Source organism: Paenibacillus cisolokensis (assembly GCF_018403665.1).
Taxonomy (GTDB): domain Bacteria; phylum Bacillota; class Bacilli; order Paenibacillales; family Paenibacillaceae; genus Paenibacillus_AH; species Paenibacillus_AH cisolokensis.
Genome location: NZ_BOVJ01000139.1, coordinates 1 through 20,240 on the forward strand (window position 1 = coordinate 1; position 20,240 = coordinate 20,240).

Consider the following 20,240-nt stretch of genomic DNA (forward strand, 5'->3'; position numbering starts at 1 on the left):
TAGTTTGTAGTTTGTAGTTTTGTGTAGCTGTGTAGTTTGGTGTAAGTTTGTAGGTTGCAGGTTTTGCAGCATGGTGCGGTTCGCGATTTTGAGATTTGTGCAGGTTAGCAAATTTGCAGGCTTTCCACCGTTCGCAGCGCGAATGCGCAAAGAGGCCGGCCGGAATGCGGAATGATCCGGAAGGCCTTTTTTGGTACGTAAACCTGCAAGAACAAATATTGCAGCCACTGACAAGGCGCATTCTGCAACCGCATAAACGAGAAGGGCTATTCGATGGTACGGGGACATCAGGCCTTTTCGCCGTCTGCAGCCCCGCCGACCGCAGAACATGCTGACCGTCTTCCACCGCCCCCGACTGTATTTCAACCCCCGTCTCCCAAGCCGCATTTCACTGTAACTCTTAAGCCGCATTTTCAACGCAGCATCCTAAGCTGCATTCCAAAAGCCGCCTCCCACCGCCGCACTCCACCGACACCGTTACATGCATTGCCAAAACAAATGGGGAAAAAATTGCAAAAGTGCAGCTTTTATGGATCATAAATCGTTCAAAGGACCAAAATCCTGCAAAAATACAGCAATTTTTTCCTGATCACTCCGTTTTGAGTCTTTTTTTGTTAAAAAGATGTATTTTTGCATCAATTTTCTTTGATTGCCCTGAAATCTCCCGAAAATGATGTATTTTTGCAAGATTTGATTGTCTGCGGCACTTCCATTTACGGCGGTTCGGTCGAGACTTGGTGCATAATCGCACCAAAATATGTGCCGTTGACCTCGTTCGATCGATTGATATACGGAAAACCGGCCTTACCGCGTTCAACCACGCCCCGAGACCGAGACATTACAACGCCGGCAGCGAACATACGCAACTTCACCCCGAGACCGAGACTCTGCAACGCCGATACGCACACACACTACCATGCCCCGAAATCGGGACACTTCAAACGCTGGTACAACACACGCATGCCCAACCCGAAACCGCGACACTCTAACTCACTTTCCGCTTCAACCCCGCTTCGCCATGTGCCCGTTAATGCGATCGCGGCACCGCTCCGCAGGGATGGGTATGTGATATAAAATGCCAATAATTAATTTCAACATAAAAAAATATTACAAAATGTATTGACGACATTGAAATAAAACGCTTAATATAGAACTGAACAAGATAGAGGAAATGGACCGATCCGTACGGGCTGAACTCGGCTTGATTATGGTCACGTTAGGGGAATATGGAATGAAAGACTACCTTGCAAGCTTGACGACGGAGGGGATAAACCCCGACACACAGATGATCGATGAATGCACGACGGAGCAGATGCTTGAATTGCTCAATCGGGAAGACGCCAAGGTTCCGGCTGCGGTCGCAGCGGAAATCCCCCATATCGCACGCGCTGTGGAAGCGCTTTATCAATCGCTGTCAAAAGGCGGCAAAATGTTCTATATCGGAGCGGGAACGTCGGGCCGACTCGGCGTGCTTGACGCATCGGAATGCCCGCCTACGTTCGGCGTCGACCCGTCGCTCGTGCAAGGTTATATCGCCGGCGGCGACCAGGCGCTGCGGACGGCCGTCGAAGGCTGCGAGGACGATGGGGACGAAGGCCGGGCGCTCATTGACCGGATTGGCGTAACGGAGAAGGATGCCGTCATCGGCATCTCCGCAAGCGGCAGCGCGGCGTTCGTGATCGAGGGATTGCGCCGGGCCGCCGAGATCGGCGCCGTCACCATCGGTGTCGTGAACAACAAGAACACGAAGCTGGAGCAAGTTTGCGATATTTGCATCGCGCCGGTCGTCGGACCGGAAGTGATTGCGGGCTCCACCAGGCTCAAGGCGGGTACGGCCCAGAAGCTGGTGCTGAACATGCTGTCGACCTGCACGATGGTGAAGCTGGGCAAAACGTACAATAATTTGATGGTCGATCTGAAAGCCAGCAACAAGAAGCTGTTCGACCGTTCCTTGCGCATCATCAAAGCGGCGACAGGCGTGGATGACGAGACGGCCGCGGCCTATTTGGCACAATCGTCCATGGACTGCAAGCTTGCGATCATGATGATCAAATCCGGATTGGACGCCGCGAGCGCGGAGCGCGTGCTCGCCCAGTGCGCAGGCAACCTGAAAGAAGCTATACGCATTTGCACTAAAGTAATGTAAGCAAGCTTTAGGCAAATGTAAGTATATAGACTTTATATTTAAAAGGGAGGATCTTGAGCATGAAAAGAAAAACAAGGTTTGCCGCGGCAGTATTGGCGCTGCTGCTGTCCCTGGGCTTGTTGTCCGCTTGCGGATCGGGCGGCGGCGGCTCCGATTCGGGCGGTTCTACGGGCGAAGGCGCTTCTTCGGGATCGGAAAATTCGGGTTCGGACGCGAAAGATACCATTACGGCGCTGCTTCCCCCGGTATCTCCGAAGTATCAGGAAAATTTCAAACAGATGGAAGCCGATTTCAATAAGCTGTATCCCAACCTGACCTTGAAAATCGAACCGGCCAGCTGGGAAGATATTACCCAGAAGCTCGATACGCAAGTGAATGCGGGAAGTCCGCCGGACCTGGCTTTCATCGGTTCCGACGGCATTTCCAAATACGCGCAGATGGGCATGCTGCTGGATATTAAAGACCTGGCGACACCGGAGATGATCGAGGATTTCGACCCGGCCCCGCTGGAATACATGAAGAAAGGCGACGGGCTGTACGGCTTCCCGGCTTACATGGAGGTTCACGCGCTCGGCGGCAACAAGCAGTTTCTGGAGGAAGCCGGCATCGACTGGAAGAAAGTGCAGCAAGAGGGCTGGACTTACGAAGAATTCCGCGAAGCGATCAAGAAAGGTGTCGTGAAGAACGGCAATGAAACGACCCGCTACGGCTTCGTATTCGCAACGGCGGGCGTCGCTTCCAAAGACTATCTGGGCATTCTCGTCAAGAGCGCCGGCATGCCGTCTCCGTTTACGGAAGATCTGAAATACGCTTACACGAACAAAAACTTCCTCGAAGTGTTGAAAGCGATTCGACAAATGATCGACGACGGCTCCATGCCGAAAGAGTTGAGCTCCGTCGACGCGGGCAAGCGGTGGAATATGTTCCTGACCGGCCAGACGATGATTACGGGCAAAGGGCTTGCCGTATTCGAAAACTCGGCGAACCAGAACAATGCGAAGATCGAAGCGGGTGACGGCAGCGCCGTGAAAGACAGCATCAAAGTGGATTATATCGTGCTGCCTGTGCCGTCGTTCGCCGGACAACCGGCCGTAGCCCATGCGGTCGTGGACGGATATGTGGCGTTCCGCGGCAAGAAGGAGCCGTCCGAAGAGCATAAGGCCAACGTCGTCAAAGCGGCATACTTCCTGGCCAGCGGTCAAGTGGCGGCTACGACCAACAACGATCTGTTCGCGGCGCATATTACGGACAGCGCCCGGAAGGCTGCGGAAAACATGGAGACGAACCGCAATCCGGACAACGTTGCGGCCGTCGAAAACATGTTGAAAACAGCAGCCCCGGCTCGCCCCGACATTCCGGTAGAGCTTGGCGCCCAAGCGATCAAAATCGAAAACGAAGTTATCATTCCGAAGCTGCAGGCGCTGCTGGCGAATGAAATTACGCCGGAGGAAATGTACGAAGCGGTCAAGAAGGCTGCGATCGACACGTTCGGCGAAGACGGGGTAGTGAAGGAGTAAGGAGCATGCTCGGATAGCCGCCTACGTCGGGCGGCTATCCGATCTATGTTTTGTGAAGCGGCATCGGAAAGGAGTCCTGCATGATGGCTCAAATGGCATCCATGATCAGAAGACGATTAAACAGAGGAGACGGAGCCTGGGCTTACGCATTCATCGCCGTCGCGCTGACGGTCTTCGCGGTGTTCACCGCCTATCCGGTTGCAAGTGCGTTCATCATCAGCTTTCAGCAATACAGCCCGATGGGCTCTACTTTTATCGGTTTCGACAATTATTCGGACATTTTCCGCAGCGATCTGTTCTGGAAGGCGATCAGGAATACGGTCGTCTACACGGTGCTGACCGTGCCGGTAGCGCTGGTTCTTTCCTTTGCCGTTGCGATCATGATTATGCCGCTCAAGAAGTGGATGCAGACGACGTTCAAGGCGATATACTACCTTCCCGCCGTTGCTTCCGGCGTCGCGTTGTCGGTCGTATGGCTGTGGATTTTCGACCCTTTGCCTAACGGCATCCTCAACCAGTTGATCGGCTGGTTCGGCATCTCCAATCAGAACTGGCTCGGCTCCAGTTCGACCTCGATGTTTTCGCTGGTGCTGATGTCCTGGCTGTCCAGTCACGGCACGAGCATCATTATTTATGTAGCGGCTCTGCTCGGTATTGACGACAGCTACTATGAGGCGGCGGAAATCGACGGCGCGACCTTCCTGCAAAAAATGTGGCACATCGTCATTCCGTGCCTGAAGCCGACGACGCTCTTCCTGCTCGTGACCGGCGTGATCGGTTCGTTCCAGGTGTTCCAGAACGCTTATCTGATGACGGGCGGCGGTCCGAACCACTCCACGACGATGGTCGGCCTTCTCATTTTCGATACGGCGTTCAAATATTTCGAATTCGGCAAAGCCGCGGCGCAATCGCTCATTTTGGCATTCATCATTGCCTTGATCTCGTTTTTCCAATTCAAGTTCATGGGCAAAGACGTTGAATATTAAGGTAGAAGGAGGGAACGGACTTGGCCTTGTACAACAACCATTTGGGAAACCGCACTGCCAGATATATACGCAACACCGTCATCATCGTCCTCCTTCTGCTTTTGCGCTAGCGACCTTGTTTCCGATTTATTTCATGATTATTTCGTCGTTCGGCGATCCCGTAGAGGCGGGGGCGGTCAGCTATTCGATCTGGCCGGGGAAATTCACGCTGGAATCGTACAAATTTTTCTTCGATTACAGCGAATATTCGTACCGGTGGCTCGGCAACTCGCTCCTCGTCGCCGTCTGCGTAATGGTTTCGAACGTACTGTTTGCCACGATGGCGGGCTACGCTTTCTCTAAAATCCAGTTCCGGGGACGCAATGTACTGTTTGCCGTGCTGCTCTGCGCCATGATGATTCCGTATCAGGTGACGCAGGTGCCGCTGTACATTCTGATTGTCAACATATTTGAAATTCAAAATACGTACAGCGCGCTGATTTTGCCGTCGCTCGTTACCGTTTATAACATTTTTCTGGCGAAGCAGTTCATGTCGACGATTCCGAAGGAAATATTGGAAAGCGCCAAGGTGGAAGGATGCAGCCAGCTCCAGATTTTGTTCCGCATTGTGATGCCGCTCTCCAAAACGGTGATGGCGGTGATGGCGATTCTGACGTTTATGGAAACGTGGAATACGTTTTTCTGGCCGTTTCTGGTCACGAACACGATGGACATGCAGACGATCCAGGTCGGCTTGAAAAACTTCCGCTTCGCCAATACGACCTATTTCGCGCCGATGATGGCGGGCGCCACGATATCCGCTCTGCCGATGTTCGTCCTCTTCTTCAGCTTGCAGCGTTACTTCCTCGAAGGGGTGACGGTCGGGGCGGTCAAAGGCTGACAACGAGACTGGGCGGCAAAAGAAGGAGCGGATTTGAAAGGAATATGCGGCTTACATTACTGCTTGAAGTAGGATGCGGAATGGAAGGAAGTTGCGACTTAAAGAAGGATGCGGTATGAAAGTAAGTTCGGTTTGAACAAGGATGAGGCACGAAAGAAAGTTGCGGCTTGAAAGGAGGAAGCGGCATCCATGATCGCGAAGTGGGACGACCGATACGCGCCCGAAGTTATCGCCTTGTGGAACCAACAGGCGGTGAAGGACGGCTACAAGGAAATGACGGAAGAGCGGTTCTCCGCCATCTTCCTGCGCAATGCATACTTCGATGCGGAGAATACGTTCGTGTGGCTGGAAGACGGCCGCGTCCGGGGGTTCGCCTGCGGCTGTACGGGTGACGATCTGCCTCTCGGCGATGTCGCCGGCTACATCACCTGCATCGTGCTGGCGGACGGCGCGCAGGCGGAAGAGCGTTATGCGGCGCTGCTTGGGGCGCTGGAGGGTCGTTTCCGGGAGAAGGGCAAGCGGCAGGCGGAGGTCTTGTTCTTCAATCCGATGCAGCTGCCGTGGTATATACCGGATACCCCCAGGCACGAGCATAACAACGCGCCGGGCGTGCCGGTCGGCAGCGCGCTGCATAGCTTTCTGCTGCGGCAAGGCTATGCCGAGCGGGCAATCGAATGCGCGATGTATTTGCCGCTTGACGGCTTCGCCGTTCCCGACGATATCCGGGCAAAGGAAGAAAAGGCGGCATCGAATGGCTACCGGGTAGAGCCGTTCGATGCCTCGCGGCACTTCGGTGTCGGGGAGATGCTCGATGCGCTCGGCAACCCGCTCTGGCGCAAGGAAATTGCGCAGAGCGCCGAAGACGGCGTGCCGGTGCTGATCGCGCATCGGGAAGGCCGGGCCGTCGGGTTCGCCGGTCCGGTTATCCGGCAGGAGAACGGGCGGGGCTACTTCGCGGGCATTGGCGTTCATCCGGAGCATGAAGGGCACGGTCTGGGCACGATTCTGTTTTCCGCCTGTGTGAAGCGTTCCGGCATATCGGCACGGACTACATGTCGCTCTATACCGGAAGCGGCAATCCGGCTATTCGCATTTATGAACGGGCGGGGTTCGCCACGGTGAAGCAATTCGCGGTTATGAGAAAGGAGCTGCAAAAATGAGTGAACGACCGATTACAATATTGGGTATCGGCGCTCATGTGGGCGACGTGGAACTGACGGCGGGAGGCGTATTGGCCAGCCATTCTTTGAAGGGGGACCGCATCGTGACGCTGGCGCTGACTGCCGGGGAGCGCGGCGTGCCGGATTGGCAGGATGTGAACGAATACCGCGAGCAGAAAGTGCGGGAAGCGCATACGTTTGCCGAAATGCTGGGCGGCCGGGCGATCGTGTTCGACGACATTCCGGACGGGGAGCTTCCGGACGATCAAGAGATCCGGCTTCGCGTCTGCGACGTCATCCGCGAAGTGAAGCCGAACATCATCATTACTCACCATCGGAACAGCATGCACAAGGACCATGCGACGACCCACCGGATCGTGAACGACGCGAGATTTTTCGCCGGCTTGCGCGCATTGGAACGGGAAAGACCCGCTCATTTCGCGGCGAAGCTCTATTATTCGGAGAATTGGGAGGATGCCGTCGATTACGTGCCGTACCTCTATGTGGACTTCGATCAGGAAGCTTACGATTTGTGGATCAAAGCTTTGTCCACGCACTGGTTCGTGACCGGCAGCAAATCGTTCCCGTATCTGGAATATTACAAGCATCTGGCCCGAGTGCGCGGCATCGAGGCGCGAAAGCAGTATGCGGAAACGTTCATGATTCCGCCGGAGACGATGCGTCTTCGTCAGTCCGAGCTGTAGCAGACAAGGGGGAGAGGCGATGATCCGCAACGGCATCGATTGCATAACGGAGTATGCGCATCTGTTTCGCGGCAAACGCATCGGACTGATCACCTCGCCGACCGGGCTCGCGAACGATTTCCGGTCGACGATCGACATTATGCACCGGGAGTTTCAATTGGCCGCGCTGTTCTCGCCGGAGCATGGCGTACGGGGAAACCTTGAAGCGGGCGCGCTCGTGGACACTTATCAGGACCCCGCCACCGGCGTACCGGTATACAGCCTTTACCGCCAGGACTCCAAGCGGCTGACGCCGGAAATGCTGGACGAGGTCGATATGATCGTCTACGATATTCAGGATGTCGGCACCCGTTACTATACTTTTATTTATACGATGCTGTACGCTTTGGAAGATTGCGCGGCGGCGGGCAAACCGTTTGTCGTGCTCGACCGGATCGATCCGCTGGACGGGGTGACGGTGGAGGGGAATATTTTGAAGGACGGCTTCCGTTCGTTCGTCGGCAATTATCCGCTCGCTGTCCGCTACGGCCTTACGGCCGGCGAGGTGGCGGTGATGGCGAACAGTGAGATGAAATGGAACGCCGAGCTCCATGTCGTGCGCTGCGAAGGCTGGGATCGCGCGATGCTGTTCCCCGATACCGGATTGGTGTGGATTCCGCCATCCTTAGGAATTCCTCGCTTTCATACGGCGCTGCTGTATCCCGGCACATGTCTGTTCGAAGGGACGAACGTATCGGAAGGACGGGGGACGGCGGCGCCGTTCGAAATGATCGGGGCGCCATTCATCGATCCGGATCTGCTGGCCGGCGAGATGAATCGGAAGCGGCTTCCCGGCGTATACTTCCGCCCGGTCTATTTCAAGCCGACGGCTTCCAAGCATCAGGGCGAAATGTGCGGCGGCGTCCATGTGCACGTGCTCGACGAGCGCGCTGTTCGCCCCGTGGAGACGGGCGTGACGCTGCTGTTTACGATCAAGGAGCTGTTCGAACCGTTTGCGTTTCTGCCGCCGGTTCGCGAGGGCGGCAGACCTTTCATCGATCTGCTGTGCGGAGACAGCGTGTACCGGAACGAGCCGGTCGATGTCGCCGGCCTGCTCGGACAGTTCGCGGAAGAGAGCCGCGCGTTCGCGGAGAGAAAGCGGCAGTACCACCTCTATTGACAACGGAGTGATCCCTGTATGCGATATGTTGCCGGAGCGGACGGCGGCGGCACGAAGACCGCCGTCACCGTCGCCGACGAGACGGGCGCGGTTGTCGGCACGTTCGACGCGGGCCCGCTGAACTATAACGGACAGGACGAGGCGGGATTCGCCGCGACGATTCGCGACGTGTGCCGCGGCATTGCGGAGCGGTGCGGCGAGCTGGACGCTTGCGTGCAGCTGTGCGTCGGCGCCGCCGGCATCAGCAATCCCGCCGTAAGCGGTCTGCTGACGGCGAGGCTGAGGGAGAACGGCTACCGGGGCGGTCTTATTCTGGCCGGCGACCACGAGACCGCGCTTTGCGGCGCGCACGAAGGGCTGCACGGCATCATTCTGATCGCCGGTACCGGCTCGATCTGCTACGGCCGCCATCCGTCCGGCCTGACGCATCGCGCCGGCGGATTCGGTCATCTGATCGACGACGAAGGAAGCGGCTACAGCATCGGCCGCGACATCCTCTCCGCCGTCGTCCGCTCCGCAGACGGCCGGGAAGCTCCCGGCATCCTGACGGAGCTTGTCTATGAGCGGCTGCAAATCGGTTCGGTCGGCGAACTGATCGGCTTCGTCTACGACAAGCGGACGGGCAAGAAGGACATCGCGGCATTGGCGCCGCTGTTGTCGGTCGCCTGCGAGGCGCTGGATGCGGCGGCGCTGCGCATCGCGGACAAGAACGCGGCGGCGCTCGCCGAGCTGGCGTTCGCCGTGATCGGGCGCATGGAAGCGGCGGAAGCGGAGCGAAGCGGGTCCGGGGCAATGTGCGAAGCTGAGGGAGCGGAGCGAAGCGGGTCCGGGGCAATGTGCGAAGCTGAGGGAGCGGAGCGGGGCGAGACCGGGGCAGCGTGCGAAGCCGGGGAATCGGAGCGCCGCTGGCCGGCGCCGTTCCGGCGGGAGATCGCGCTGGCCGGCAGCGTTCTCGCCCGCAACCGCCGCGTGCGCGAAGCGGTCGTCAGCCGCATCGCCGGGAGCCATCCCGGCTGGCGCTGCATCGATCCGAAGCGGGACGCGTCGTACGGCGCCATGCTGCTGGCGCTGGAGGCGCTCCGTTCGCCGTCCGGCGGCGGGGAGGGAAAGCGATGATCCGCTGGGAAACCGACCGGCCGTATGCGATCGCGGTCGGTCTCATGTCGGGCACGTCGCTGGATGGCATCGACGCCGCGGTCGTCCGCATCGAAGGAAGCGGTCTGGCGTCCCGGGTGTCGCTGCTGCATTTTGAATCCCGCCCGTACGACGATGCCTTGCGGGAGAGATTGAAGGCGCTGTGCGATCCGGCGTCCTCGGATGTAGCTTCCATATGCGGCATGAACGCCTATCTCGGCGAGCTGTTCGCCGATGCGGCCGCCGCAGCCGTCCGGGAGGCGGGACTATCGCTGGATGAGATCGATTTCGTCAGCTCGCACGGCCAGACGATCTGGCATATGCCGGACGCGCCGCCCGCCGATCCGTATCTGGTCCGCTCCACCTTGCAGATCGGCGATCTGTCGGTGCTGGCGAAGCGGACGGGGCGGCCGGCGGTAGGCGATTTCCGGCCGGCCGACCTGGCCGTCGGCGGACAAGGCGCGCCGCTTGTGCCGTACGGCGACCTGATTTTGTTCGGCCACCCGGCCAAGGGGCGCATCCTGCAGAACATCGGCGGCATCGGCAACTGCACCGTGCTTCCGCCGGGAGCCGGCCTGCAGGATGTGATGGCGTTCGACACCGGCCCGGGCAACATGGTGATCGACCAGACGGTGCAAACGCTGAGCGGCGGCAAGCTGAGCTACGACGAGGGAGGGGCGTGGGCGGCGCAAGGCACGCCCGACGAAGCGCTTGTCTCGGAACTGATGTCGCATCCGTATTTCCGCCAGCCGCCGCCCAAGTCGACCGGCCGCGAGCTGTTCGGCGCCGCTTACGCGTCCGCCTTTCTGGCGCGGGCGGCGGAACGCGGCCTGGCCCCCGCCGACATCGTGGCGACGGCCACCGCCTTCACGGCGCATTCCATCGCCGACGCCTGCCGCCGTTTCGCCATGCCGCACAGCCGCATTGACGAGTTGATCGTCAGCGGCGGCGGTGCTCATAACCGCACGCTGATGGCGATGCTCGCCGCCTTGCTTCCGGAGCAGGCCGTGCTGCAGGCCGGTGCGTTCGGCGTGCCGGAAGACGCCAAGGAGGCGGTCATTTTCGCCCTGCTCGGGCACGCCTTCCTGCTCGGCAACTGCAACAATGTGCCGGCCGCGACCGGCGCCTCGGCTCCGACCGTGATGGGCAAGCTGGCGCTGCCCTGAGGGCGGGTGCGTGGAATTCTCCTCTAAAATCAAGCCGTCCTTACGCCGAAAATATGTGTATACTTCCGAAAAGAGGGGACATGGCAACATGCACAATCGGCGGAAAGGATTGCTAAAGTATTTCAGTCTGGCAGCAGGCAGCATCCTGTTATCGCTGTGGCTGCCGCATGCCGCGTTTGCGGAACCGGTGCCGGTCGACAGCTTGCTGCCGGAAAGAAGCGAGAAGGAGATCGCGGCAAAGTGGAATCAATGGATGAAGAATGCGCATGATGCGGGAGACGGCGCCTTCGCCGAAATCCCTAGCAGCAAGTCGCCTTACCGGGCGGGCAAGCTGAAGGACGGCTATTTGGAGAAAGGATTGAACGCCGCTAATTTCTACCGCTTTGTCTCCGGCCTGCCGGCCGATCTGGTGCTGGACGAATCGTTGAACCGGCAAGCCCAGCACGGCGCGGTGACGATCGCCGCCAACGGGCGGCTGACCCACAATCCCGTCCAGCCGGAGGATATGCCGCAAGACTTCTTCGAATTGGGGGAGAAATCGGCCGGCAGCTCCAATATTTACTGGACGACGAGCGGTACGGACAACGTACTGGTGCGGAGTGTAGAGGCTTATATGGACGATTCCGACAGCTCGAATATCGATCGGGTCGGCCATCGCAGATGGATTTTAAGCCCTCAGCTGAAGCGGATCGGCTTCGGTCTCGCCGCCGCGAGCAACGGGAAACAGGACGGATATTACAGCGCCATGCAGGTGTTCGATCAGAGCAGGGAAGGCCAGCTCGATTTCAATTACATCCTGTATCCGAACAAAGGCGCGTTTCCGCTCGATGTTTTGAGGGGAATCAGGCCTGGTCGGTACATTTGAACCCGTCCCGCTTTCAGCAGCCCGAGCTGTCCGACGTCCGGGTGGAATTGACCCGGCTCAGCGACCGGAAAACATGGGTGTTCGACGAGAAGACGCGGAAGGAGACGAGCTCCTCTTCCCGGTCCGCTGCTGACGGGCTGTATTTCAATGTCGACACCGCCCGTTACGGCTATACTTACGGCATCATCTTCCGTCCGGACGAGACGCAATTGATCGAGGATGGCGAAAGGTTCGCGGTACGGATCACGGGTTTGAAAAAACGGACGGAACGGACGCGGAGATCGCGTACGAAACCCGGTTCTTCCGCGTCGAGCCGATCGAGAAAGGACAGCTTGCCGGATTGTTTCCCGAAAAGGCCGAGCTGTCCGTCAAGGTCGGGAGCGAGCTGAAGCTGCCGGCCATTCATGCAGTATATGAAAACGGCTTGAGCGTGGACGTCAAATCGAAAGCGGCTTATAAGACGGACTCCGACAAGATCCGTATCCAAAACGGTGCGGTGACGGGCTTGAAGCCGGGCCAGGCGGATATCGTCGTCCGTTACGAAGGACGGACGGCGACGCTTCGGGTGAACGTCTACACGATGCCGGCCATCAAAGATATAACAGGACATTGGGCTGAAGAACAGATCCGATGGGCAGTCGAGCGGGAAATGGTCAAAGGCTATGCCGACGGCACGTTCAAGCCGAACAAGCAGGTGAGCGAAGCCGAATTTTTGGCGATGCTGTTCACCTTGTATGCCGATGACAGCGTGATTCGCGGCATGGATCGTACCGGCAAGCCAAGCAAAAGTCTCGGCGTATGGAGCGACCGGTACTATTGGTATGCGAAAAGGCTGAACCTGGATGTCGACAAAAGCGTCATGGATGCGAAGCGGCGCAATCGCGCCATTACCCGGGCGGAGGTGGCGCAGATCGTCGCCGGCCTGAGCGGCAAAACTACGCGAACGACGACGATGCGATCCGCTTCTTGCTCAATATGGGCTTCTCTTCCGGCAAAACGTCGGCTACTGTGAAAGGCTATGCGGGGAAAGACCGGCTGACCCGCGCCGAAGCGATCGTATTTTTGAAAAACTTGCAAGATCAGGGATTTCGCCTGACGTTCCGGCCTACCGCAATAACCGTCATGACCGAGAACGAGAAGAAGGGCGGACTTCCCGACCGGACGGTGAAAGTGACCTATCAGGCCGACCGGAAGCTGATCGTCAGGGGTGCGTTCGCCGAAGCGGCGAACCGGACGATTAAGGTGGAGGTCCACGCTTCGACGCCGGACGGCGAACATATCGAAACGCTCCAAACGAAGGGCGATGCCTACGGCAATTTCACGGTGACGTTCGAGCGGATCGATGCGGATGACGCGAGCATCTATGTCTCTACCCGGGACGATCTGGCCTATTACATTTCGGCAAAACCCGGCCAATCGGCCATTGTGATGTACTAGACCGCAGCGAAACGGGGCGAAAACGGGCGTCCCGAGCGAGCGGCGACCGCAGGCGGAAAATGATAGGTTGTGGAATTTCGGCAATTGCAGCTTGCGATAAACCGATATAAACTGACGTCTGATCAAGGCGTCAGTTTTTTATATGCACAGGACGTATGAAACCGCTTGCGATACATTGTCCGGAAACGACGCGGCAGCTTGTTGCCGACCGCCGGTTCGGCTATAACAGATGAAAAAGGGAGGAGGATGGCGGATGACCAAAACATGGTTTCGCCGTTTGCTGCTTTCATATCTGCCGGTCTTTTTTATCGTCATTACCATTCTGTTCATCCTGTTTTTTCAAACGCTGAACGAACTGACCCGCAGGGAAGCGATGAAAGCGAACGACTTTCTGGCGCAGCAGGTGGTGCGGCTGACGGACAACGCGTTGAGAAGCATCGAATACCGGGTCGTTCGCGAAATATTGGCAAACGAGAACGTTCAGCGTTTCTTCAGCCGGACATCGATGGATGTGCTCGCCAACATCAGAGCCCAGGCGGTCATGGACGACCTCAAATTCAACTACCCCGTCATCGATTCGATCTATTTTGTCCGGTTCAGCGACGGATTCATCTTCGGGGACGCTCCGCGGTCGGCCGAAGAGTTCGGGGACGCCCCCTTCATCCGGGCTTACGCCGCCGCCCCCGCGGGAACGAAATGGTCGGACGCCCGCAAGTTTCAGGCGTTTGCCGACTCCGATCCGGTCGATGTCGTCACGATGGTGAAGAGCGTGCCCTACAACCGGAGCGAGCGGCAGGGATATTTTGTAGTGAACGTCAGCCTGGCCAAGCTGAAGGAAACGGTCGGGCAAATGTACAACCCGGATATTTCCCTCGTCAAGATGCTGGACCGCCAAGGCAACGACTTGCTCGGCGCGAAGCCGGCAAGCCGAACGGAAGAGAGCGGCGGCGCAGGCTCGGGTACCGTGCTGTCCAGTTATGTATCCCCGTATACGGGTTGGGAAATTGCAAGCGGCCTGCATGACCGCAACGGTCTGAAATGGACGCTTTCTTTTTATTATACATGGGTCGTTTTTGCGCTGATCGTCGCGATGCTCGGCATCATATGGGTCGTGCTGGTCACGAAGCGGAACTACAAGCCGATCCGTCAGCTGGTCTCCCTGATCGAGACTTATTCCGCCAAACCCGACCATGCGGCCGGAGACAAAAACGGAGAGTTCAGCTTCATCCGCAGTACGCTGGAAAGCCTGATGAACGAATCGAGGCTGTTTCAGAAGCGGTATCGGGAGCGGCTCATTATGCAGCGGCGCTATCACTTTCATCAGGTGCTGGAAGGAAACGAGCAGCTTAGCGAGCTGGAATGGATGGCCGAACTGAGCCAATTCCATCTTCGGGTGGAGGGAAAAACGGCAACGGCATTCATCGTGGAAATCGACGATTATGACGGTTTCGCCGGGACGTACGGCGAACGGGACCGGTCTCTGCTGAAATTTATTTTGTACAGCGCCGTTCACGAAACGGCCAAGCTGCACGGGGCGGCCGTCTGGGCGGAGTGGTCGACGGACCGCCGCCTGTCCCTTATCCTGTGGACGGCCGGGCCGGACTCCGCACAGCAAAGCGCCGCGATATTGGAAGAATGCAGAAGGTGGATCGGGCGCCATGTCAGCTTTACGATTACGGCGGGCCAGGGCGGGCCGGCCACGACGCTGGAGGAAACGCGCCTGTCCTATCAGACGGCAGGCCAATGTCTGCAATTCAAAGCGGTGCTCGGCGCCAACCGTCTGATCGCCGCGAAAGATACGGTCAGGCCGCAGAAGGAGCCGCAGGAATGGTTCAAAACGATTTACCTGCTGTCCCCGTCGCTCCGTATGGCCGATCCCGAATGGCGCGCTCATATCATCCTGTTTTTCCGCCAAATCCGCGAAGCGGTACTGCCCCGGAGAGAAATAGAAAACGTGATGCAGTTTTTCGTCCAGCATTTGGACGGCGAAGTATCGGAGCAGTCGAAGGACTACCGGGCGATCTGGAGCGATATCCGGCGCGAGCTGCAGCAGCTTGCCGGCCGGTGGGATACGCTTGACGGTCTGCAGCGGGAGTGCGTCCGCATCTTCGACGCGATGACCGGGCGGATTCAGGAACTGCGGGAGTCGCACCGAAGCAGGGCGCTCATGCTTCAAATCCGTGACTACATTGAGCGGCATTTTGCCAATCCGGAGCTGTCGCTCGATTACTTGAGCGGCAAGTTCCAAGTCAATCCGAAATATCTCAGCAAAATGTTCAAGGATGAAATCGGCGAAAACTTCGTTGATTTTCTGATCGGGCGGCGGATCGAACAGGCGAAAAAGATGCTGCTGGAAACGGAAAAGCCGATGCAGACGATCAGCAGCGAGGTCGGGTACTACAATTACAATTCGTTCAACCGCGCGTTCAAAAATGTGGTGGGGGTGTCGCCGAGAGATTACCGCAAGCAGATGTGCGGGACGAACAAGGAAGTCGCCCCGGCCGGCGAAAACGGAGTAGCGGCGGAATATGGATAACTTCGCGGCGCGGGGCCGGTTTGGCGTGGCTGAACGAAAAAAGGCGAAACGGCGAATCTTGTGCATTGCCGTTGCCCTTTCCGGTCTTCTACAATTCGGATTGCGGCGACCACGGTCGCGGGCCGCGGCAACCGCGACAACGGTCGGACGCCATGACGCGCGAAGGAGGGCTGCGAATGGGTCGCGGGTTATCGCCCCGCCAAAAATACGGAGGCACTGGGAGCTGTATCTTCTCATTCTTCCGCCGGTTCTGTATTTGATCATTTTCAAATATGTGCCCATGTTCGGCGTTCAAATCGCCTTCAAGGATTTCAACGTCGTGCAGGGGATATGGGGAAGCCCGTGGGCCGGGTTGAAGCATTTCGAAGCTTTTTTCCAATCTCCGAATTTCAGGCTGATCATCCGAAATACGATCGTCATCAGCTTCTACTCGCTCGTTGCCGGATTTCCCGTCCCGATTTTGCTGGCGCTCGCTTTGAACGAAATTCGCAACGGGCTGTTCAAGAAATCGGTGCAGATGATTACGTATGCGCCGCATTTTATTTCCACGGTCGTGATGGTGTCGATCGTCATTCTGATGCTGACGCCGCATGTGGGGGTCGTAGACAGGCTGTATTCGCTGTTCGGGAAAGACATGACCAATTTTATGGGCATACCGGAATATTTCAAATCGATCTACGTCTGGTCCGGCGTTTGGCAGGAAATGGGATATGCGTCCATCATTTACATGGCCGCGCTGGCGAGCGTCGATCCTGCGCTGTATGAGGCCGCCAAGATGGACGGGGCGCCGAGATGGCGGAAAATCGTGCATATCGATCTGCCTTCGCTCATTCCGATAACCGTCATCCTGCTTATTCTTAATCTCGGCAACATCATGAATGTCGGCTTCGAAAAAATATTTCTGATGCAAAATCCGCTCAATCTGAGCTCGTCGGAAGTGATATCAACCTATGTTTACAAAGTCGGGCTTGTCGGCGCCAACTTCAGCTTCTCCACGGCGGTCGGCCTGTTCAACTCCGTTGTCAATCTGGTGCTGCTGATCGCGGTCAACTTCTTTGCAAGGAAGGCATCGGAGACGAGTCTGTGGTAAGGGGATGCGCATGATGATCAAAGCGGGAATCAAGGAGTCGTTCGGGGATCGTATTTTCTCCTCGCCATCTATGTTTTTCTGACGCTGGTCATGCTGGCGGTGCTTTATCCGCTCGTCTATATCGTCAGCTCGTCGTTCAGTTCGCCGCGCGCGGTCGTTTCCGGACAAGTGTGGCTGTTTCCGGTCGAATTCAGCCTGCGGGCGTACAAATCGATATTCCGCAGCTCGCAGCTGATGACCGGTTATTACAACACGGTGGTATACACCGTTTTTGGCACGCTGATCAATCTGGCCTTTACGATTCTGATGGCGTATCCGCTGTCGGTGCGGCAATTTTACGGACGCCATCTGTTTATGACGCTGCTGATGATCACGATGTTTTTCAGCGGCGGGCTCATTCCGACCTATCTGCTTGTCAAGGAGCTGAATATGCTCGATACCCGCTGGGCGATGTGGCTGCCGGGCGCCTTGTCGGTCTTCCAGGTGATCGTCGCGCGCACGTTCTTTCAGTCTTCCATCCCGCAAGAGCTGGCGGAAGCGGCACAGATGGACGGCTGCCGGGACACCCGTTACCTTGTCAGCGTCGTGCTGCCGCTGTCGAAACCGATTATCGCCGTCATGACGCTCATGTACGCGGTCGGGCATTGGAACGCCTACTTTGACGCGCTCATCTATTTGCGGTCGGAGAAGCTGTTTCCGCTTCAGTATGTGCTGCGGAACCTGCTCATTCTGAATGCGGCCGATCCGGAGATGCTGGCCAATACCGCGGCCAAAATCCGGGATCAAGGCTTCGAGCAGGCGCTCAAATACGCCCTGATCGTCGTCGCATCGGTGCCGGTGCTGATCATGTATCCGTTCGTGCAGAAGCATTTTGTAAAAGGCGTCATGATCGGCTCGCTGAAAGGATGACCTAAGCGCCGACAGTCTCCGCGAGCGAGGCTGCCCATTTGCGGCGGGGCTTGCCTCCAGCGGACGGCGCTGCTGTATGCAATGGCGCAACCGACTGCAATGGTGCCACCGTATGCAATGGGCGCAGTCGTATGCAACAGGTGCAACTGTTTGCAATGGTGACGCCGTATGCAACAGGTGTTGCCGTGTGCAATGGCGAGCCGTATGCAACAGGTGCTGCGGTCTGCAATGGCGAGCCGTATGCAACTGGCACGGCCATCTGCAATGGGCGCAGCTTGTCGGGCGGCGTCTGAAGGCGACTTTTCCAAAACTGAGGAGGGGTAATATGAAGCGATCGCTTTGGGTCAGAATGGCATGGATATTCGGTCTTGCCGGTCTAATCGCCGTGTTGTCGGCTTGCAGCAAGAGCGGCGGCGGCAGCGCCGGAGAAAGCGGTCCGGCCGGATCGGGCGGGACAGCTTCCGGCGGCGAAACGTCCGGTCCGGTGACGATGACGTTCTTTGCTCCGCAAGGCAAGGCGCCATGGGAGGACAACAGCTATACGAAGCATATCGAGGATATGTTTCATGTCAAAATCAAATGGGATCTGGCCCCGTCCGACGCGCTGACGGATCGGCGCCAGCTGCTTTTGGCCAGCGGCGACTATCCGGAAGTGTTCCTGGAAGGGAAATTGTCGTACAACGATGTGCTGACTTACGGCAAGCAGGGCGTCTTTCTCCCGCTGAACGATCTGATCGAGCAATACGCGCCGAATATCAAGGCGATGATGGAGAAGAAGCCTTATTTCAAAGACGCGATTACGGCGCCGGACGGCAATATTTATGCTTTGCCGCGCCTGAACGAATGCTACCACTGCACGTTTGCGCAAAAGTTCTGGATCAATAAAGAATGGCTGGATACGCTGGGCCTCGACATCCCGACAACGACCGACGAGCTGTATACCGTGCTGAAAGCTTTCAAGGAACAAGACCCGAACCGCAACGGCAAGGCCGACGAAATTCCGCTCACGGGGGCACCGAAAAAATATGTGTGGAACGGCAATATCGACGCCTTTCTGATGAATGCCTTTATCTATAACGACAACAGCAAGTATTTGATCGTGGAAAATGGAAAGGTCAGCTTTGCGGCGAATCAGGAAGGCTGGAAGCAGGGCCTGGCGTACATGAACAAGCTGTACAAGGAAGGGCTGATCGATCCGGCCGCCTTCACGCAGAACGATCAGGCGCTCGGACAGCTCGGCAACCGCGAAGGCGACGAACTGGTCGGTTCGATTACGACCGCGCTCGTCAGCTATCTCGTCACCCCGTACGATCCGAATGCGACCCGGCATAAGCATTGGGTTATCGTGCCGCCGCTCAAAGGTCCGGAAGGTGTTCAGCTTGCCGGTATGACGCAAGGTATCGGCGACTTCCAGTTTGCGGTCACCAATAAGGCGACGGAAGAACAGCGGATCGCTGCGATCAAAATCGCGGATTACGCGTTCAGCGAGGAAGGCGCCTTGCTGAGCGAATATGGCACCGAAGAGGGTACGGGGTGGAAGAAAGCGGAGGACGGCGAGAAAATATCGACGGCGCTCAGGCCAAATACAGCTTCAGCGGCCTTCCGGAAGCCGATCCCGACCAAATCCGCAATGACAGCTGGTCACTTATGGGCCCGAAAGATTTGTCCAAGGAATTCCGCGATTTGTTCGCAGTGGGACAAGATCCGCTCACGCCGGAAGGCTACGAGACGCGTCTGGCGCAGGCGACGAATGCGTACGCGCCGTACGCGCCGGCCGAGGCGTATCCGACCGGCGTATTCATCCGCCCCGAGGATGCGGACGCCGCCTCGCAGCTGACAACGGCCATCCAGGATTACGTTCAGTCCAATATGGCCCAGTTCATTATCGGCAGCCTCGATATCGAGAAGGATTGGGACGCGTATGTCAAAGGATTCGACGGGCTCAATCTGGCCCGTTATATCGAGATTTACCAGAACGCGATAACGAAAGAGTAGCAGTGCTGCCGCCGGCTTCAGGGGCTTCCGGCGAATCGGCAAAAGCGCACCCGACGGGAGCGCTTTTGCCGTGCGCCGCAGGCGCCGCCTCAGGCGAAAAGGCCCTGCAGGTGCGCAAAGGGCGAGCGGCGGGGCTGGCGCGAAGCGATAGGCAGCAGGTATGCAATAGTCCGCATGAGCAGGCCAGTGTGAAGCAATAGCCCTGTATGCAGTTAGAATAAAAAGGGGACACAACGTTAAGAGGCCCGGGATAGTAGACTTAGCGATGAAAGAGGTGTTTACAGTGGAGGAGCAGCGCAAGAGCTACAATGAGGAATTTAAAAAGCAGGTGCGCAAAAAAGCGTGCGGCCATTAGCGTCAAACCCAGCCCACCTGTTCGATTAAGGCTTCCATTAACGATCCTCCGTTAACGATTGAGGCTTCCATTGACGCTCCCCCATTAACGATCCTCCGTTAACGATTGAGGCTTCCATTAACGCTCTAACGAATCTGACAAACGCTATTTGGCGAAAAATTGATGTTCCGGAATTGTAACGAATCTGAGCAACGCTATTTG

At 57.4% G+C, this 20,240-nt stretch carries 17 protein-coding genes and 2 pseudogenes; 18 read left to right on the forward strand and 1 reads right to left on the reverse strand.

Annotation, left to right across the window (positions count from 1 at the left end; genetic code table 11):
• Nucleotides 1-228 (reverse strand): hypothetical protein (locus PACILC2_RS18540; RefSeq protein WP_213530057.1); only part of this gene is annotated, 228 nt, incomplete at its 3' end.
• Between the two features lie 1,003 nt (nt 229-1,231).
• Between PACILC2_RS18540 and murQ the strand changes: the two genes are divergently transcribed.
• The 18 genes and pseudogenes from murQ to PACILC2_RS28075 all read left to right on the forward strand — a co-directional run bounded on the left by murQ (nt 1,232) and on the right by PACILC2_RS28075 (nt 19,684).
• Nucleotides 1,232-2,146, forward strand: a complete 915-nt coding sequence (gene murQ, locus PACILC2_RS18545) for an N-acetylmuramic acid 6-phosphate etherase (RefSeq protein ID WP_062497166.1) — start codon at nt 1,232-1,234, stop codon at nt 2,144-2,146.
• Nucleotides 2,147-2,205: 59 nt separating this feature from the next.
• On the forward strand, nt 2,206-3,663 hold the full coding sequence (locus PACILC2_RS18550; protein ID WP_213530059.1) for an ABC transporter substrate-binding protein: 1,458 nt from the start codon (nt 2,206-2,208) through the stop codon (nt 3,661-3,663).
• 83 nt (nt 3,664-3,746) lie between these two features.
• Entirely contained in the window at nt 3,747-4,649 is a 903-nt protein-coding gene (locus tag PACILC2_RS18555; RefSeq protein WP_062497164.1) for a carbohydrate ABC transporter permease, read from the forward strand.
• A gap of 20 nt (nt 4,650-4,669) precedes the next feature.
• Nucleotides 4,670-5,529, forward strand: a pseudogene (locus PACILC2_RS18560) (carbohydrate ABC transporter permease).
• A gap of 189 nt (nt 5,530-5,718) precedes the next feature.
• On the forward strand, nt 5,719-6,651 hold the full coding sequence (locus tag PACILC2_RS18565; RefSeq protein ID WP_307860644.1) for a GNAT family N-acetyltransferase: 933 nt from the start codon (nt 5,719-5,721) through the stop codon (nt 6,649-6,651).
• Nucleotides 6,652-6,685: 34 nt separating this feature from the next.
• On the forward strand, nt 6,686-7,393 hold the full coding sequence (locus PACILC2_RS18570; protein WP_062495053.1) for a PIG-L deacetylase family protein: 708 nt from the start codon (nt 6,686-6,688) through the stop codon (nt 7,391-7,393).
• A 19-nt stretch (nt 7,394-7,412) separates the two neighbouring features.
• On the forward strand, nt 7,413-8,552 hold the full coding sequence (locus tag PACILC2_RS18575) for an exo-beta-N-acetylmuramidase NamZ family protein (protein ID WP_213530061.1): 1,140 nt from the start codon (nt 7,413-7,415) through the stop codon (nt 8,550-8,552).
• An 18-nt stretch (nt 8,553-8,570) separates the two neighbouring features.
• On the forward strand, nt 8,571-9,668 hold the full coding sequence (locus PACILC2_RS18580; protein ID WP_213530063.1) for an N-acetylglucosamine kinase: 1,098 nt from the start codon (nt 8,571-8,573) through the stop codon (nt 9,666-9,668).
• Nucleotides 9,665-10,852, forward strand: a complete 1,188-nt coding sequence (locus tag PACILC2_RS18585; RefSeq protein WP_213530065.1) for an anhydro-N-acetylmuramic acid kinase — start codon at nt 9,665-9,667, stop codon at nt 10,850-10,852. Before PACILC2_RS18580 ends, PACILC2_RS18585 begins: the two co-directional genes overlap by 4 nt.
• An 88-nt stretch (nt 10,853-10,940) precedes the next feature.
• Nucleotides 10,941-11,717 carry a CAP domain-containing protein gene (locus PACILC2_RS18590; protein WP_213530067.1) on the forward strand — a complete coding sequence of 259 codons (777 nt, stop codon included), beginning with the start codon at nt 10,941-10,943 and terminating at the stop codon, nt 11,715-11,717.
• Entirely contained in the window at nt 11,714-12,106 is a 393-nt protein-coding gene (locus PACILC2_RS18595; protein WP_213530069.1) for a hypothetical protein, read from the forward strand. Before PACILC2_RS18590 ends, PACILC2_RS18595 begins: the two co-directional genes overlap by 4 nt.
• Nucleotides 12,058-12,729 carry an S-layer homology domain-containing protein gene (locus PACILC2_RS27220; protein WP_244863622.1) on the forward strand — a complete coding sequence of 224 codons (672 nt, stop codon included), beginning with the start codon at nt 12,058-12,060 and terminating at the stop codon, nt 12,727-12,729. The genes PACILC2_RS18595 and PACILC2_RS27220 overlap by 49 nt, the downstream gene beginning before the upstream one ends.
• Nucleotides 12,684-13,154 (forward strand): hypothetical protein, encoded by a 471-nt coding sequence (locus PACILC2_RS18605; RefSeq protein ID WP_213530071.1) that lies wholly within the window; start codon nt 12,684-12,686, stop codon nt 13,152-13,154. Before PACILC2_RS27220 ends, PACILC2_RS18605 begins: the two co-directional genes overlap by 46 nt.
• A gap of 253 nt (nt 13,155-13,407) precedes the next feature.
• On the forward strand, nt 13,408-15,690 hold the full coding sequence (locus tag PACILC2_RS18610) for a helix-turn-helix domain-containing protein (RefSeq protein WP_213530073.1): 2,283 nt from the start codon (nt 13,408-13,410) through the stop codon (nt 15,688-15,690).
• Between the two features lie 190 nt (nt 15,691-15,880).
• Nucleotides 15,881-16,780 (forward strand): ABC transporter permease, encoded by a 900-nt coding sequence (locus PACILC2_RS18615; protein WP_244863624.1) that lies wholly within the window; start codon nt 15,881-15,883, stop codon nt 16,778-16,780.
• Between the two features lie 13 nt (nt 16,781-16,793).
• Nucleotides 16,794-17,689 (forward strand): annotated as a pseudogene (locus tag PACILC2_RS18620) (carbohydrate ABC transporter permease).
• A 325-nt stretch (nt 17,690-18,014) separates the two neighbouring features.
• A complete protein-coding gene (locus PACILC2_RS18625; protein ID WP_244863623.1) occupies nt 18,015-19,526 on the forward strand; it encodes an extracellular solute-binding protein in 1,512 nt (503 codons plus the stop codon).
• Between the two features lie 32 nt (nt 19,527-19,558).
• Nucleotides 19,559-19,684 (forward strand): hypothetical protein, encoded by a 126-nt coding sequence (locus PACILC2_RS28075; protein WP_280515344.1) that lies wholly within the window; start codon nt 19,559-19,561, stop codon nt 19,682-19,684.
• Nucleotides 19,685-20,240: the final 556 nt, after the last annotated feature.